At 42.4% G+C, this 15,906-nt stretch carries 12 protein-coding genes and 2 pseudogenes; 5 read left to right on the top strand and 9 right to left on the bottom strand.

What is annotated here, in order from left to right; translation table 11 throughout:
* The first annotated feature begins 40 nt into the window (after window positions 1-40).
* The gene (locus AC5ZCW_RS09555) at window positions 41-949 is read left to right on the top strand and encodes an SDR family oxidoreductase (RefSeq protein ID WP_496119360.1); all 909 of its coding nucleotides are present in this window, start codon (window positions 41-43) and stop codon (window positions 947-949) included.
* Window positions 950-1,057: 108 nt separating this feature from the next.
* On the opposite strand, the gene AC5ZCW_RS09550 is transcribed toward AC5ZCW_RS09555, so the two are convergent.
* Window positions 1,058-1,303 (bottom strand): hypothetical protein, encoded by a 246-nt coding sequence (locus tag AC5ZCW_RS09550; protein WP_496119358.1) that lies wholly within the window; start codon window positions 1,301-1,303, stop codon window positions 1,058-1,060.
* Between the two features lie 393 nt (window positions 1,304-1,696).
* Between AC5ZCW_RS09550 and AC5ZCW_RS09545 the strand changes: the two genes are divergently transcribed.
* Together AC5ZCW_RS09545 and AC5ZCW_RS09540 are read left to right on the top strand one after the other, a co-directional pair.
* Window positions 1,697-4,957, top strand: a complete 3,261-nt coding sequence (locus AC5ZCW_RS09545) for a PAS domain-containing sensor histidine kinase (RefSeq protein WP_496119357.1) — start codon at window positions 1,697-1,699, stop codon at window positions 4,955-4,957.
* Window positions 4,958-5,001: 44 nt separating this feature from the next.
* A complete protein-coding gene (locus AC5ZCW_RS09540; RefSeq protein ID WP_496119355.1) occupies window positions 5,002-5,391 on the top strand; it encodes a response regulator in 390 nt (129 codons plus the stop codon).
* A gap of 184 nt (window positions 5,392-5,575) precedes the next feature.
* Here AC5ZCW_RS09540 and AC5ZCW_RS09535 read toward each other — a convergent pair whose 3' ends face one another.
* From AC5ZCW_RS09535 to AC5ZCW_RS09500, 8 genes and pseudogenes are all read right to left on the bottom strand, one after another.
* Window positions 5,576-6,439, bottom strand: a complete 864-nt coding sequence (locus tag AC5ZCW_RS09535) for a zinc-binding dehydrogenase (RefSeq protein WP_496119353.1) — start codon at window positions 6,437-6,439, stop codon at window positions 5,576-5,578.
* Window positions 6,439-6,615 (bottom strand): annotated as a pseudogene (locus AC5ZCW_RS09530) (alcohol dehydrogenase catalytic domain-containing protein); the annotation flags it as partial. The pseudogene AC5ZCW_RS09530 and the gene AC5ZCW_RS09535, both read right to left, overlap by 1 nt.
* 681 nt (window positions 6,616-7,296) lie before the next feature.
* On the bottom strand, window positions 7,297-7,677 hold the full coding sequence (locus tag AC5ZCW_RS09525; RefSeq protein WP_492445277.1) for a helix-turn-helix domain-containing protein: 381 nt from the start codon (window positions 7,675-7,677) through the stop codon (window positions 7,297-7,299).
* Window positions 7,678-7,808: 131 nt separating this feature from the next.
* Window positions 7,809-8,609: a DUF2490 domain-containing protein gene (locus AC5ZCW_RS09520; protein ID WP_496119351.1), complete on the bottom strand. Its 801-nt coding sequence runs from the start codon at window positions 8,607-8,609 to the stop codon at window positions 7,809-7,811.
* A gap of 53 nt (window positions 8,610-8,662) precedes the next feature.
* Window positions 8,663-9,805: a helix-turn-helix domain-containing protein gene (locus AC5ZCW_RS09515; RefSeq protein ID WP_496119350.1), complete on the bottom strand. Its 1,143-nt coding sequence runs from the start codon at window positions 9,803-9,805 to the stop codon at window positions 8,663-8,665.
* A 510-nt stretch (window positions 9,806-10,315) separates the two neighbouring features.
* On the bottom strand, window positions 10,316-11,170 hold the full coding sequence (locus tag AC5ZCW_RS09510) for a hypothetical protein (protein ID WP_492445268.1): 855 nt from the start codon (window positions 11,168-11,170) through the stop codon (window positions 10,316-10,318).
* Between the two features lie 21 nt (window positions 11,171-11,191).
* Window positions 11,192-12,247, bottom strand: coding sequence for an HAD family hydrolase (locus AC5ZCW_RS09505; RefSeq protein ID WP_496119349.1), 1,056 nt, complete (start codon window positions 12,245-12,247; stop codon window positions 11,192-11,194).
* 367 nt (window positions 12,248-12,614) lie between these two features.
* The gene (locus AC5ZCW_RS09500) at window positions 12,615-14,219 is read right to left on the bottom strand and encodes a sulfatase-like hydrolase/transferase (protein WP_492445264.1); all 1,605 of its coding nucleotides are present in this window, start codon (window positions 14,217-14,219) and stop codon (window positions 12,615-12,617) included.
* Between the two features lie 507 nt (window positions 14,220-14,726).
* Between AC5ZCW_RS09500 and AC5ZCW_RS09495 the strand changes: the two are divergent.
* A pseudogene (locus AC5ZCW_RS09495) lies at window positions 14,727-15,476 on the top strand (TIGR00341 family protein); the annotation flags it as partial.
* Window positions 15,477-15,508: 32 nt separating this feature from the next.
* Window positions 15,509-15,736, top strand: coding sequence for a DUF8492 domain-containing protein (locus AC5ZCW_RS09490; protein WP_496119728.1), 228 nt, complete (start codon window positions 15,509-15,511; stop codon window positions 15,734-15,736).
* Window positions 15,737-15,906: the final 170 nt, after the last annotated feature.

Here is a 15,906-nt window from a genome sequence, read left to right as displayed (position 1 = left end):
TTCTGGCAGCTGCAGCTATAACCCTATTTTTTCCAATACTATGAACACAGAACAGACACATCCATCAAATGGATCGGAAGATCCCAATACAAAATACCCGAGACCGCCTTTTAAAGAGCAGTCGCAGCCTTGGCCTGGTCTTGTCAGCAGAATGGACCCTAGGCCAGACCACGGTGAAAAAAGCTATAAAGGCTCAGGCCGCCTGAAAGGGCGAAAAGCCCTGATCACAGGAGGCGACTCCGGTATGGGAAGGGCAGCCGCCATCGCCTATGCAAGGGAAGGCGCCGATGTGGCCATCAATTATTTTCCGACCGAAGAAGAAGATGCCAAGGAAGTAATCCAGCTCATCAGGGCTGAAGGCAGAAAAGCCATTGCTATTCCCGGGGATCTTAGAGATGAAGCCTTTTGCGCACATCTTGTGCATCAGGCAGCCAAGGAACTCGGAGGCCTAGACATCGTAGTGAATAATGCCGCCAGGCAGCAGACCCATGCCTCCATACGGGATATATCCACAGAGGAATTCGACTGGACCATGAAAACCAATATTTATGCGCCTTTCTGGATCATCAAAGCAGCCCTTGCCTATCTCAGAGCCGGATCGTCCATAATTGGCACAAGTTCTGTACAGGCCTATGCCCCTACTGAGGATCTATATGATTATGCACAGACCAAGGCCGCAACAACAAATTACATCAAATCGCTTGCCAAACAGCTTGCGCCAAAAGGGATCAGGGTCAACGGGGTTGCTCCGGGACCAGTATGGACGGCCCTTCAGGTGAGCGGCGGTGCCACAATGGAAAAACTGAAGGAATTTGGTTCGATGACGCCGATGGGCAGGCCGGGGCAACCGGCTGAACTGGCCTCCATCTACGTGCAGCTGGCCGCCAATGATGCCAGTTATGCTACAGGACAGATATACGGAGCAAGCGGCGGTGAAGGAAACCCTTGATTCAACAATAGTAATCCCGACAAAAAACAAAACCACCGCTTCAGTGGTGGTTTTATTTTTATAAGCAATGGGACTGATTTTAATATTCAGCTGCTGAACCTGCAGCACCTATTTGAAAGAGACCATGCCGGCAAGGTCTTCGTCATTGATAAAAGCAGAAATATACTGCTTCACTTCATTTCTCTGTTCAGCCGCTGTTTCGAAACTATTGATATGGAACTCATCATCCTGGTCCTGGATATGAATAATCTCAGTATAGCCTTTTGAAATCAGGCTGCCTTTGAGCTTAAGGATTGTGTGCTGCTGATGTGCATCCAAATCTTTTCTCACTTTCAGTTGTATCGCTTTTTCCATGGGTGAAAGATTTGTTATGGGTTTATGGGTATTGTCAGATCAAATATACTCCTTTCAATGGTAAGTTTTCTCCTATTTACTGTTAAAAAAAGGGTATTTCGAAAGTGAAAATTTTAAAACCGTGAAATGAAATTATATAAAACGCCAGACAGCAAGAAAATTAATTTTAAATATTAGCCGCATTCTAAAAAAACCGCTGCCAAACTATCCAAAAACAATGTCATGGAATACGAAAAACACTATTACGCGCCTGAGGGACTTGGAGCAGATAAAGAATCATACGAAGAAGACCTGCTGTTTTATGAGCTGGAGTGGGAAGAATAAAATTGCGTACTTTTACAACAACCATAGACCGCTGCAAATTACAGCATCCCTTCGCCTAAAACAACAGACTTGAATCAAGACCTAAATACTTCAGATTATTACTTTCTTCAAAATGGAGGAGAATCCGCCGAGCTGATTAGAAATATTGACTGGGAAAACCACCTTTTGGGAACACCTGAAAATTGGCCCGAAAACCTTAAAAATACTATTGCGACCATCGTATCCTCGAAATTTCCAATGTTCTTATGGTGGGGCGATGACCTGATCCAGTTCTATAACGACTCCTACCGCCCGAGCTTCGGCAATGAAGGGAAGCATCCCAAAGCCATGGGACAGAAAGGCATGGACTGCTGGCCTGAAATATGGGACTTTATTTTCCCGCTGATCACAAAGGTTTTAAGCACCGGAGAAAGCGTATGGTATGATGATCTGCTGCTTCCCATTTACCGAAACGGTAAAATGGAAGATGTATACTGGACCTTCAGCTACAGCCCGATCAGGGATGACGACCGCCTGATCAAAGGGGTCTTGGTGGTCTGCAATGAAACCACCGAAAAGGTAAATTACAACCGAAAGCTTACCGAAAACAGGGACGAACTCGAGTTTGCCATCAACGCCGCGGAATTCGGCACTTTTGACCTTAATCCGCTGACCAACAGCTTTTCCGCCAACGCAAGGCTTAAGAATTGGTTCGGCCTGAAATCGGAAGAGGAAATCCTGCTGCCCACAGCACTCGGGGCGATAGCCGACTGGGACAGGGAGCGTGTGGTCAACAGCATCCAGCATGCCTTGGATTACAATTCAGGAGGAAAATATGATGTGGAATATACCATCATTCATCCCCGCACCAAAAAACACCGCATCGTACACGCTCTGGGGAAAGCCTGGTTTGACCAGAACCGCAAGCCTTACCGCTTCAACGGCACGCTGCAGGATATAACCGAACATAAAAAGGCGGCCGAGGAACTTTATAAATCCAGACAGCTTACAGACCTTACCATAAAAAGCATGGGGCTTGGCCTTTTCAATGTCGACTTTGCCAATAACCATATCGAATATTCACCCGAGTTCAGCCTGCTTCTGACAGGGAAAAACAAACAGAATCTGAACCGCAAGGATTTCCTCAAATATGTGCATCCCGAGGACCTGCAGCTTCGCTCCCAGGCCATCCAGAATGGAATTGAAAACGGGACCTTTTTTTACACGCCCCGCGTGATATGGGACGACGGCAGCATACACCGCATTGCGGTATCTGCTGCGAGAATCTTAAGCCCGGAAGGAAAAGTATCCGCATTTTCAGGCACCATAGCCGACATCTCAGAGCAGGAAAAGAACCGCGACGCCTTGAAACTGGCTGAATCCCGTCTGGAGCAGGCACAGCGAGATGCCCAGCGGCTTTTCCAGAACGTGACCGACAGCTCGCCTACCGGCTTATGGCTTTCCAATACAGAGGGCATGCTTACCTATTTTAATAAAACTCTTATCGATTTTACAGGACTTCCCTATGAGGAGCTGCTGGCCGGCAAATGGACACGCGTCATTTTTGAGGAAGACTTCAAACAGACAAAAGAAGCCTATCTGAATGCCTTGGAAAACAAAACACACTTCGATGTGCTCTTCAGGGCAAGAAAACATACAGGAGAGCTGATCTGGTGCAGAGCCGCAGGCGACCCTTTTATGGACAGCGAAGGAAATTACGGCGGCTATGCGGGTTTCTGCATGGATATGGATGAGATTATCTCAGGGCGAAAAGCGGTAACCGAAAGCCAGTATCAGGTTACGGCCATGATTGAACAGTCGCCCGTAGGCATCTGCCTGTTCACCGGATATGATATGGAAATTGAGATCGCCAATGACATCATGATAGGGTATTGGGGAAAAGACCGCTCCGTTATCGGACAGCCATTTCTGCAGGCGGTGCCTGAACTCGAAGGTCAGCCTTTTATGGACATTCTGCGCGATGTGTACCGAACCGGCGAAACCTACTACGGCCGCGCTATGCCGGCAGACCTGAAGCTTAATGGAGAAATAAGCACCTATTACTTTGAGTTCACCTACACTCCTATACGGGATTCAAAAGGTGAAATCTACGGGGTAATGGATATTGCCGTTGATGTGACCGATCAGGTCATCGCATCAAAAAAACTTGAGGAGACCCGTATCACTCTGGCAGGTGCCGTAGAACTGGCCGAACTCTCCACCTGGTCTTTGGATGCAAAAAATAAAAACATAACCTGCTCCGAACGCTTTAAAGAGTGGCTCGGACTGGAAACCAATACCGCTGACCGCGAGCAGTTCCTGCAGCGGATCAGCGCACCGTACAGAAATAAAGTTGCCGATGCGCTCCAGGAAGCACTGGGCGGTTCGGCCGAACAATTTTATGACTATGAATTTGAAATCATAAACAAAATAACAGGACAGCACCGCATCATCCATGCCAACGCACAGGTGCAGTTCGGCAAGGAAGGACAGGTGGACTCGCTGAGCGGCACGGCGCAGGATGTGACAAAAGAACGCCAGCTGCAGCAGGAGCTCACCTTCAAGGTAAAGGAGAAAACCGCCGAGCTCCAGTCTGCAAATGCAGAACTGGAAGCCAACAACAAGGAATTATCACAGTTTGCCTACATAGCCTCCCATGACCTTCAGGAACCCATCAGAAAGATAAGCGTCTTCACCGATATGATGAAAAGCAATCTCGGCAAGAATCCGGAAAAAGTAAATTTCTACATCGACAAGATCCTGACTTCCTCCAGAAGGATGGAAAACCTGATCAAGGACGTGCTTCAGTTTTCAAAACTTTCCAGTATTTCACAGACATTTGAAAAAGTTGACCTCAATGATGTGATAACGGACATCCTGACTGATTTTGACCTGATCATTGAACAGAAAAACGCTGTGGTCCAGATTGGAGAGCTTCCCGTTGTGGAGGCCATTCCGCTTCAGATGTCACAGCTCTTCGGCAATCTGGTTTCCAATGCCTTGAAATATACCAAACCGGATACTGCTCCTCAAATAAGCATTACCTCAGCTCCTATGCCGGAATCCGAAAAGAGGCTTCATGCACTGAATCTGGAATTGGAATATATCAAAATAGAAGTATCCGATAATGGAATCGGCTTCTCGCAGCAGCATGCCGAGCAGATTTTCAATATCTTCCAGCGACTGCATGGAAACGACCAGTTTTCAGGCACGGGAATTGGACTTGCCATGTGCCGAAAAATCATGCAGAACCATAACGGCGAGATTACCGCTGCCTCACAGGAAGGGGTCGGAACCGCCTTTACTGTCATAATACCCAAAGAGCATGAAAAAAATGGGGCATTGCAGTAAAGTCACGGGGAAAACTGTATATTTACTTCCCCTTAAACTTAAATATGAAAACCATTTTTTTAATTGATGATGATCCCGACGACCGTGAAATTTTTCAGGAAATTCTGGGTGAGGAACATCCGTCAATTGTTTTTCAGCAGGCCGAGAACGGAGCCGCTGCCTTTGAGAAATTAAGATCGGAAGGTTTCACAAAACCGGATCTTATTTTTCTTGACCTGAACATGCCTATAATGGATGGACGGGCTTTTCTCCAGCAGATCAAAAAAGAAACAGACCTGCAGGATATTCCCGTAATTATCTACAGTACATCATCAAGCGACATAGACAAACAATTTGCTTCAGAGAATCAGGCATCACAGTTTCTAACCAAACAGTATTCCATAGAACTGCTGCGTCAAGACTTAAATAAAGCTGTTGAAAATTTTCTTGCCTAGCTTTTTACAGCCACGCCAATTTGAACTATAACAAACAAAAAAGGAAGTCTCTAGCTTTGCTAAAAGACTTCCTTTTTCTGCATTATAAAATACTTTCCTGCTCTCAGCTCTAATCGTGCAGCCTTAAAACTGATTAAAATTGAAGCAGCCCCATAATCTGAAACATCTGTAGTTTTCTACACTTCTACTTCCATGGATCAAGAACCACTTTCACGCAGCCGTCCTCACGCTTGTTGAAAATATCATAGGCATGTGAAATTTCTGATAACGGAAGGCGGTGCGTTATGATATCGTCGAGCTGTACCTTGCCCTGAACTACATATTCCAGTAGTTTATCGATATGTTTATGCGCTGGAGCCTGTCCGCCTTTTAGGATAATTCCCTTATCAAAAAACTGGCCTAACGGAAAATTATCGTAATTCACAGGATAAACACCAAGGACTGAAACGATTCCGCTTCTTCTAACCGCGCTCATACAGGCCTCCAAAACTTTGATGGACCCTTTCTCGAAATTGATGGTAGCCTTGATACGGTCGCCAAGGTTTCGGTCCGGTTCAAATCCCACAGCATCTATGCAGACATCTGCTCCGCGACCCTGAATCAGCGAACGGATCTGCTCAACAACATCTTTTGGCCCATCCTCCCATAAAATTGTAGTGCATCCTGTTGTGGCTTTTGCCTTATCGACTCGGTATTGAAGCGTGTCCACCACAATAACCTGTGCTGCCCCTCTCAGCCATGCGCTTTTTGCCGCCATCAGACCGACTGGCCCTGAGCCGAAAATCGCTACCGTTTCCCCTCCTTTAACCTCTCCCCAATCCACGCCGGTATAACCGGTAGGAAATATATCGGTCAGAAATAATGCCTGTTCATCGGTCAGGCTGTCCGGAACAACACGGGGCCCATAGTTCGCATAAGGAACACGGACATACTGCGCCTGTCCCCCATCATAGCCACCATAAAGATCTGTGTACCCAAAAAGGGCACCGCCTTTTCTGTAGTCAAGCCTCCCTCTGGTCCATAATGCTCCGGATTGCTGTGCTCGCAATTGCCCGGCATATCATGATTGCAGAAAAAACAATTCCCGCAGGCAATCGGAAATGTAACCACTACCCTGTTCCCCCTTTTAAGATGGGTAACTTCATTACCTACTTCTTCCACTATTCCCATAAATTCGTGTCCCAAGACCATAGGCCTGGGCTGTGGAAATCCGCCTGAAAAAATATGCAGGTCAGAATCGCAAATTGCCGTCGACGTTACTTTTAGGATGATATCATCTTTGGCGTTTAATTTCGGGTCATCAGCCGTATCATATTTTATCGATCCGGGACCATGTATAACAGCTGCTTTAATAATTGCAATTATTAAGATTAATAGAAACCTAAGTAACTGCTATTAAAACAGTTAAACTTACACAACATTGTTCTTTTCTTAAATAAGGACAACTATTGAAAAGGAACTTAAAATCAACGTAAAAACTAATTTTCTTAACTGACTATAATAAATCCGCCCAAAACAAGTCTGGCAAAATCATGGTGATAGTGGTTTAAAAAAGTAAATCCAGCAAAATAACACTCTAAGAGACTTAAGTTCAAAACTGTATAATTCATTTTTGGACAGTTGTAATACTGAAGTAGAAATATTTGAATCTAGGTGCAGAATCGGTGCATCCATTTTCAGTAGACAATTTAAAACACTGCAATAAAACTACTTAAAAGCTTAAGTTAGAAACATTACTAACTTCTTTTGCGCCAAGTAATAATATAAATATAAAGGGTTGTGACTTAGAATTAACTACAAAGAACCCTTTCCATGAAACAGTTACAAATTAACTGCTCGTAATATTGATGCTCTGCCGAGCCTTAAAAATTGATTTATCTGTGATCTAACTTAATAAAATAAATATTATGAAAGGTGCGAGCTTATTTTTAAATATTTTAAAGATTTGCCTTTATGTTTGCGTAGTGCCCTAAAACAGCTTGCTCGGGAGCCAAATCCGCAGATAAGCGACATTTTTTCAATAGATAGATTCTTTAATGTAGGGTCATTTATATTTTCTAGCAGGTATTGAATTCTTTTTAAATTTATATAATCGTTAAAATTAAACCCAAACTCGGCATTAATCAGATAAGAAATTTTATGCCGGGTAATTCCCGTTTCTTCCGATATCTGGGCCAGACACAAATCTTTATTTAAAAAAAGTTTTTTGGAATTCATGAAAAATTCTATTCTTACTAAGCATTCCTCTCTTTCTGCCTTGGTCAGTTTGCGAAACATCTTCCCCATATCCTTATTTTTTTTAAAAATTATTTCAATTTAATACGACTATTAGCGGTATAATGGTTGGGCGTAATTACCTGCAGATAAAACATGACTTCTCGAAATTGGCAGACTCTGAACTGCTACCTAAGTTCATATTATCCTCCACCACCGCTTGGAGCCCCATCATCTACCGAAGCTTCTTTACGCTTAAACGGCTTAATGGCTTTTGATAGCAGATTATTAAAAGTAAGATTCACTTGCAGGGCATTGTAGAGCTTATCAGCGGCAGAACGCGGCAAGTATTCATTGGCATACGAGACTTCAATCTGAAAATCCTTCGAAGCCTTATACCCCAAGCCTAAGGTGACCCTGTTGCGGTCAAAGAATTCTTTCCCGCTGATTTCACTTTCAGTCTTAAAATAAATCTCATCGGATAAAAATGCATATATGATATTTTTATCAATTTTATCTCCATTGATAGGATAAACGGCTCGGCCCTGAAGCCTGAAACGTTCCACCGCTTCAAAAATCCCTTCCTCATTCTGAATATTGCGGTCTTCAACCCTTGCCCTAATATTTACATTAAGCCTGTTGTGTTTTAATAAATTATAAGTTGCCTGCAGCGCAAACCTATATTCAGGAGCCTGGTTTTGATTGAGTTCCGGCACATTTACATTATAATAATACGCATAAAAAAAAGACAGTTTCCAGCGGTCGGCGGGATAATAATGTATCCAGGCACGCGCACTGAACTGTGTAAATCCGTAGAATATGGTATTATGATCCGGGACGCCGCTCGAGTTCAATCCAATGTCAAGCTCAGCGACCCATTTCTCATTAAGATCCCGGGTGAACGCATATTCATTCCAAAACTGCTGCAGCTTTTCTGTCTGCCCAGAAGCTGAAAAACCTCCTGCCATGCAGACCATTAAAATCCATTTTGAATACTTGCCCATAAGCATCGGAATTTAAATCCCCAAAACTGTTCTTTTTTTCATTTTGCCAAAGTTTAAACAGATAATGCATCTTGATCTTTTTGCACAATCTCTCTCAAATATTTTGAAGGAGACGCCCCTTTATGCTTTTGGAATGCCCTGAAAAAGCTCGTCCTGGATCCAAACCCGCAAATTTGCGCCATCTCCTGCAGCGATAGCCCCTTCCATTCTGGCTTGTCCATATTTTCCAATAAATATTCAATCCTTTTTAAACTAATATAATCGTTAAAATGAAAACCAAATTGGGAATTGATAAGATGGGAAATAATGTTGGGGGCAATTCCAGCTTCTTTTGCCACCTCTTTAATTTTAACATCCTTTCTGAGAAAAAATTTTCCAAAATTCACAGTATAATCTAATTCCAGCAGACACTCTTCTTTTGTATAAGGCACAGATTCGTAAAATTCCAACAGATCAGTTTTAATATCTTTAGGTTCAGCAAAAACCTCTGCACTGTTCTGATTCCGGAAAATATTTGGGGAAAAGTAAATCCCTCCAGCAATTAGAAATAAAACAGAAGCCGCCGTGGCGCAGCCCAATATATCTATAATATTATCTGCCAGAAATAAAAAATGATACGCAGACAGTGATAAGAATAATAAGAGGATAGCCAGATTAAAGATTCGGATCCAAGATAGAAACTTCCTGCCGACGATCGAGTTTTCCGCTTCAGTCAAGAGATTAAATTTTAAGATTTGTCCAGTTTGAAAAAATGCATAAGCCAGCCATATTGCGGACATTAGGGCAAAAAAGCGGCCTTTCAGAGCAATTCCACCTTCAGCCATAAATTTTAAACTGCTGACATTTCCAGTACAAGCAAGATCAACAGCAAAATACATCGCAAAAGGGAGAAAATGGATCCAGTCATACTCACTGCGGGCAATACCAGAAGAGAGCATATCCCTGACATAAAACAATGAGCATGGGGCAATCAAAAAGATAAAGGATTTTGACACTGCAAACAAAACCGGAAAGTTTTTGTAAGTTCCTGCAGACAGATAAAAACCGTAAAGGCATATCAAGACAAGACTCACCAGCAGAAACCCCAAATAGAGGCTCTTATGATACTGGCTCTGAAAAAAAAGCAGCAAAAAAGAAACGGCTGTCCCGGCAATTATTGCCACAAAAAAAAACATAGAAAGTATTATATCAATCATTGTTTCGTCTAAAATAAATATTTTTTTTCCTGTCAAGAAAGATCAAAAGACAGGCCTTTTTATTTTTAAAGCTGCCTTTATTCTTTTGCGGTCTGCAAAACAGCGCCCATCGGCATTTTTCAATTGAACTGTCAGGTCATTCTTTTGCTTTTTGTCTTGCATCTTATTTGGATAATCATAAACTGGAGTTCAATTATCTGTTTCTAACAATATAGAAAAGGATTTCCTCTTCCAGTTCTAGTGACAGGTTTTCAGATGCCGTTTTATGATGGAGATCTTTTTTGATCTGCTTCTCATAATTTTTTGCATTCGATACACAGGTGCAGTATTCATCACATAATGTTTTGAATTTTTTATCTGATTTATACATTTCTTTGATTGATTCAAAATACCCGGCGAATTTTATATTATATAACTCATCCGGCAGAGGCATTAGAATCGTTTTAAAATGCTTATGTGCCATATTTCCCGAAATTCCTAATTTAAAACTTCCTGAGCCTCAAATGGCACTTACATCGGCAGGTACCATCTAAAGCCTAATCGCACCCCAAAATTAGACGCGTTTCTCGGATACCCTTCAGACCTGTAGGCCATAATCTCAGGCTCGATATAGGCATTGTACTTTAACTTGCCTGACCATATGTATCCCACCCTGAAATCCATTGGAAGGGCCACTTTCCCTGTCTTATAATCAATCTGCCACTCGGGCTCAATCCCGGCATAGACACCGTTTGGCCAGGTATAAAACACATTGGGCTGCAAAACCGCATAAGCAGAGGAGCCGTACTTATCATTTCCGGATATCGAGAAAAAATTCTCCCAGATCCAATACATCTGCCATTTGCCCAGATCTGTGAAAGTGATCGTGAAAGCCGGGCCAAGACTCCACTGGGGAGAGCCCAGCTGATCATCGGTTCGTGTCGGAATCTGTATATTCCAGCCAGCCCCAAACTGTCCCCAATCTTTCTTGCTGAGAACAAAAAACTGGTTTAAAACCAGATCGCCCAATCCTGTTTTTCCGTCAGGTGCCGTATTTAAGAAAGTGATCACCCTTATCAGCTGGGGCACCTTAATCAAGAATCCCTCTTTCATGGGAATAATCCCTCTCAAGCGGAAGTTCTGTGCGAAACCATCCTGCCCTTCAGTCTTAAAAATAGCAAATTCTTCCAGTTGCAGCTGCCAGGCCAAGGTAGTTGGATTCATCACTTCCTGTGATAGCTTCACAGAAGTGCCGCCGCTCTGGGGCTCCTTATTTTCCTCAGTTTCCTGTGCGGATCCAGAAAAACATCCTGCAAACAAGAGTAATAGGAGCACTGTATAATCTCTCGCGTTTTCTGTTCCTTTGTTAAGCATTTTTAATTTCATAACTCGTATTTTAGTTTCCTCCTAATTGCCCGGAAAAATCACTTTCCAGTCGTTTTTCATATCCGCAAAAGCCCAGTTTTTGGCTTTGCCTTCGTCCAGTCCTTTATTAAGGGTGCCCACAGGAGATTTCCTGTCATAAGCCCACTCGCGGACAGAATCCGTGTGGTGGACATACAATTCAAAATTCTTGTATTTATTGGAAGCGGCCCACTGCAGCATCTGAAGGTCCCCATCTGAATTCCCGGCGGCAAAAACAGGTTTTTTTCCGATGTACTTTTCAATTGCGACAGGTTTTCCTTCCTTATCATCATTAAAATCCAATGCAGGCATTTTAGTAATAATGGGCTTGCCATTATTGTAATCATATTTTGCCTGAAGGGTGCTTCCCACTATCTGATCCTTTGGAATTCCGTAGACATCTTCCGCCCATGCGCGCATGAAATCAACTCCTCCGCCAGATACGATGAATACTTTAAACTGTTTATCCTGAAGGTATTTCACCAGCTCCAGCATAGGCTGGTAAACAAGTTCCTTATAAAGCTTTTTCTTTGTGGGATGCTGTGCGGTGCTGATCCATTTGCTGACATTTCCCTCAAACACATCAGTAGACATTCCTGCATGGCTGACGGCCACAATCTGCAGCAGTCCTGCTTTGCCCTGCTTCATCAGCTCTCCCATATTATTTTCCAGCACTGCCTTAAAAGGCTGCCTGTTCTTCCACTCAGGATGCTTGGGTGCCAGAGCTTTTACCTGATCCAAGGCGAAAAAAAGCTGGAAATAGAAAGGCTGCTCAGCCCATAGGGTTCCGTCATTATCGAAAGTTGCAATACGATCTTTAACTGGAATAAAATTAGGACTCTGCGAATTTGTGACATCTTCTATATATGCGGTTATATCCTTTTTCACTTTAGTATCATTCCATGAAGGAAGCGGATCACTTCCGGAGGCTGATGCCATAGTTTTTTCTTTAGCAGAACCATCTTCTTTTACGCCTTCTTTTTTGCATCCTTGGGCAGCAATCAGCAGAACAAGAAAAAAGACTAATCTAAAACTTAATGAATCGTTTATTTTTTTCATCTTATCTGATTTAATATTTCTGGTTGTCATTGTAGGAAACTTTAATAAAAAAACTGGAATCTCAGCTCCTTCTTTATTAAAGCTAAATATTTATTTTATTGTTTAAAATCATTAGCCCCCTTCATACCTTTTGCTAAAACTTTTTTTCTGCCCTGCTTTTACAAAAAAAATTTTTTCTTTATATATGCCCCTGCCTGCTTTTGGCCTAAAAGCCAATGCATAAAAATAGGATACAAAAAACTATTGAAGAAAGGATTAGAAAAAAGAGCCAGCTGCTTATTTGCAAGCATAGCCGACCCTTTCTTTGAGAGGTTATTTTTACAATAACGGCCAAATGATATTTTTTTAATCTTTGTCCTGCATTTTATCACCCTCCGCCGCTTCTTTTTGCAGTAGTTGTGGCTTTAAGTTTTTCCTGAACATTTTTCATCATTATATAATCATTGATTGTTATTGGTCCAGGATACATTTGGCTCTGCAATGGACTTGGCGGATACTTTTCATACGTTTTGACAAAATCCGCAAGAATGTTTTGAACAGTTGGCAAAAACCATGTCTTCTCGGTAAAGTTGTTCATAAACAGATCATAGCGTTCTTGGGGATCTGCCCATAAATCAAATATCTGCGGTACGGTGGCCACATAGCTTGCCGGCCCTTTCCACCCTAAATTGGCATCTACAGCCAGACCTCCCGTATGGGCGCCATCATCGCCGCGCAGATTAAATACCGCCTTGAATTTGCCAATTCGGATTGCTCCCGGAGCCAATTCGTCTTCCGTAAAATAAAGCCACATATTTCTTTTTGATTTGCCTGTGCCAAATAAAACCGGCGACATATCATAGCTGTCAAAAATAGTCGGTTTTCCTTCCCTGTCTACAGTCGGCAGCTCCTGTCCTGATAAAGCGGCAAATGTTGCCATAAAATCAAGTGTTCCTAAAATGTCGCTGTTCTTGCTGTTTGCCTTGATTTTTCCAGGCCACCAAGCCAGTGTAGGAATACGGCTGCCACCTTCACGATCAGTTCCTTTTGTTCCTCTAAAAGGCGTATAGCCGCAGTCAGGGTATACGTCCTGCCAGGTGCCGTTATCCACTGTATAGATAACCAAAGTGTTTTCTGCAATTCCAAGATTGCGCACCTCGTCCATGATGCGGCCTATTCTTGAATCCAGCTCGACAATACAGTCGGCATATTTATTTTTTCCGGCAGATTTCCCCACATAATCCGGATGGGGCAGGTTAGGCTGATGGTTTTTGGCAAAAGAAATTTCCATAAAAAAAGGCTTGTCCTTTTTAGCATTCTCTTTCAGCCATTTTATGGATTCCTCTTCCGTATACTGATCTAAAAACGGAATCACTTTTCCATCGATTTTTCTGACTTCCCTGTATGGTTTGCCTGCCTCTCCCTCGAGTGCTCCTTTAGTCCCTTTGACCCATTGTGCTCTAATATCTTCAGGCATGTCCGCATTCCAGTCCGGATCTGTATAGGTGTAGGCATTCAAGTGATATAAAGTCACGTTTTTCATCACATCAAACCCCTGCGCAATTGGCATAGAATAGTCTTCCTCGCCAAGATGCCATTTCCCAGCGAAAAAAGTATTGTAATTTTTGCGTTTCAATAAAGACGCCAAAGTCCATTCGGCTTTTGGAAGCCCCCCTCCATCTCCTGGAAAAGCAACTGTTGTCATACCGCTGCGGTTGGGAATTCTTCCCGTTATTAGGGCAGCTCTCCCGGGTGTGCAGCTTGGCTGGCCGTAAAAGGACCAGAACTGCATGCCTTCGTTTGCCATGCGGTCAATATTGGGAGTTGCCGCCCCTCTGGCTTCCCCTCCTCCATAAGGGCCTAAATCGCCCCATCCGGTATCATCCGACAGCAGAATGATAATATTCGGGCTTTTCTTGGTCTGGGCATCAATAGCGGCGCAGGTAAATAACGACAGCGCCAAAATTGATAATAGATGTTTTCTTTTTTTCATAATAAGAGATTTATAATTACACAAGAGATTAAATTTGCATGTCATGAAAGTGCTGCCCTATAAACGCCGATGTAAAAATCTATGTTTAAGGTGCCACTCATTTGAAGGAATTATAAATTTAAAGAAAGAACCTACACACAATACCGATAAAATGGTTGCATTTTATAATTTGAAACATAAAAGTAAAAAGTGCAACCAATTTATATCTGCCAAAAATCAAAAATTGTCAATTACGGACCATACAAGATTTGTGCATGCCCTAAGTAATCAAATCAGCAATACGATGCCAAGTTCATATTTTACCATATCGCCAGTAGAGGCTAAAAAAACAACTAAAAATAAGCGCTTAAGATACTCCTAAGCGTTTAATTTTCTTATGCTGGATATCCGAATGCCATGCTTATCCATATTGGCCTAAAACTTAGCAGCAAAAAAAAATGTAATTTTGAATATCGACTTAAAAAAAGAGCGCAATATTTATCTTTGGAGATGACTTAGACATAGATTATGAAAAATATTACAGATATATTCAATTTAAGAGAAGGAGAAGGAGAAGAAGACAGGGCAAAAACTTTGGAAAACGTAAAGAAGAATATAGCTTTCAGAGGGGCGAACCTTTGGATTTTAGCCTGTGCCATCATCATAGCATCAGTTGGTTTAAATGTAAACTCAACAGCTGTCATCATTGGGGCAATGCTTATATCTCCACTTATGGGTCCAATCGTCGGAGCAGGATTTGCACTTGGCATTTATGACTTTTCTTTACTGAAAAAATCACTTAAAAACCTGCTTAATGCAACAGCAGCAAGCCTTATAGTTTCTACCCTCTATTTTTACCTGAGCCCCTTCAAGGAGGTGCATTCCGAATTGCTGGCCCGGACCTCTCCCAATATATATGACATTCTTATTGCTTTTTTTGGAGGCACTGTAGGGGTAATAGCTGCAACTAGATCAGAAAAAGGGAATCCCATTGCCGGAGTTGCCATCGCCACCGCGCTTATGCCCCCTCTCTGTACAGCGGGTTATGGCTTGGCCACAGCACAATGGCCTTTTTTTCTGGGGGCAGTATATCTGTACTGCATAAACTGCGTGTTTATCGGAATTGCTACGTTTTTAATTATAAAGTACCTAAATTATCCTGCTGTAAAGCAGATAGATGAAAAACATCAGAAGAGAGTAAAATACTTTGTTGCCTTTTTAACCGTAGTAATGCTGCTGCCAAGCAGTTATCTGGCCTACTCACCGTATCAGGAACAATGTAGCTAGAGAAAGAATTAAGCAAGAATAAAATTGATAGCCGCCAGCTATTAAAAGAAACTTCTGCGCTATTTCCTTCTGTCACCTCCCTGTCAGTAGCAAAAACTGCCTTGACTACTCAAACGGACAGCGCAATTGCTTTAACTTCTGTAATATATGATGGAATTAGAATCCTTAATACGGCTGAGAGTGAGAAATTAAAAAACTGGCTAAACCAAAGACTGGCTGGCAAAAATACCTTGGTTTTTAAAAAACAATAGCCAGGAAACTGATTTCCATATAAATGGACAAGAGGTTTCGCTTAAGAAAGTAAATTTTTCTCGTTTCTTTTTAAACAAACTAAAAAATTATAAAAACACAAACAGGTCGAGCAGTTCGGCAAATTCTTCCAATTATGCCATAAAAAGCTAAGCCAATTTTTATGAAAGAC

This window comes from Flavobacterium sp. PLA-DH12 (assembly GCF_059511845.1).
The sequence above is the reverse complement of the archived record's forward strand: the minus strand, read 5'-3'. Positions and strand labels throughout refer to the sequence as shown.

Coding starts and splice junctions, on each gene's coding strand:
- AC5ZCW_RS09510 (WP_492445268.1), bottom strand. CDS start 11,170: ATGAAATTAAAAATGCTTAACAAAGGAACAGAAAACGCGAGAGATTAT.
- AC5ZCW_RS09500 (WP_492445264.1), bottom strand. CDS start 14,219: ATGAAAAAAAGAAAACATCTATTATCAATTTTGGCGCTGTCGTTATTT.
- AC5ZCW_RS09520 (WP_496119351.1), bottom strand. CDS start 8,609: ATGGGCAAGTATTCAAAATGGATTTTAATGGTCTGCATGGCAGGAGGT.
- AC5ZCW_RS09540 (WP_496119355.1), top strand. CDS start 5,002: ATGAAAACCATTTTTTTAATTGATGATGATCCCGACGACCGTGAAATT.
- AC5ZCW_RS09550 (WP_496119358.1), bottom strand. CDS start 1,303: ATGGAAAAAGCGATACAACTGAAAGTGAGAAAAGATTTGGATGCACAT.
- AC5ZCW_RS09505 (WP_496119349.1), bottom strand. CDS start 12,247: ATGAAAAAAATAAACGATTCATTAAGTTTTAGATTAGTCTTTTTTCTT.
- AC5ZCW_RS09515 (WP_496119350.1), bottom strand. CDS start 9,805: ATGATTGATATAATACTTTCTATGTTTTTTTTTGTGGCAATAATTGCC.
- AC5ZCW_RS09525 (WP_492445277.1), bottom strand. CDS start 7,677: ATGGGGAAGATGTTTCGCAAACTGACCAAGGCAGAAAGAGAGGAATGC.
- AC5ZCW_RS09555 (WP_496119360.1), top strand. CDS start 41: ATGAACACAGAACAGACACATCCATCAAATGGATCGGAAGATCCCAAT.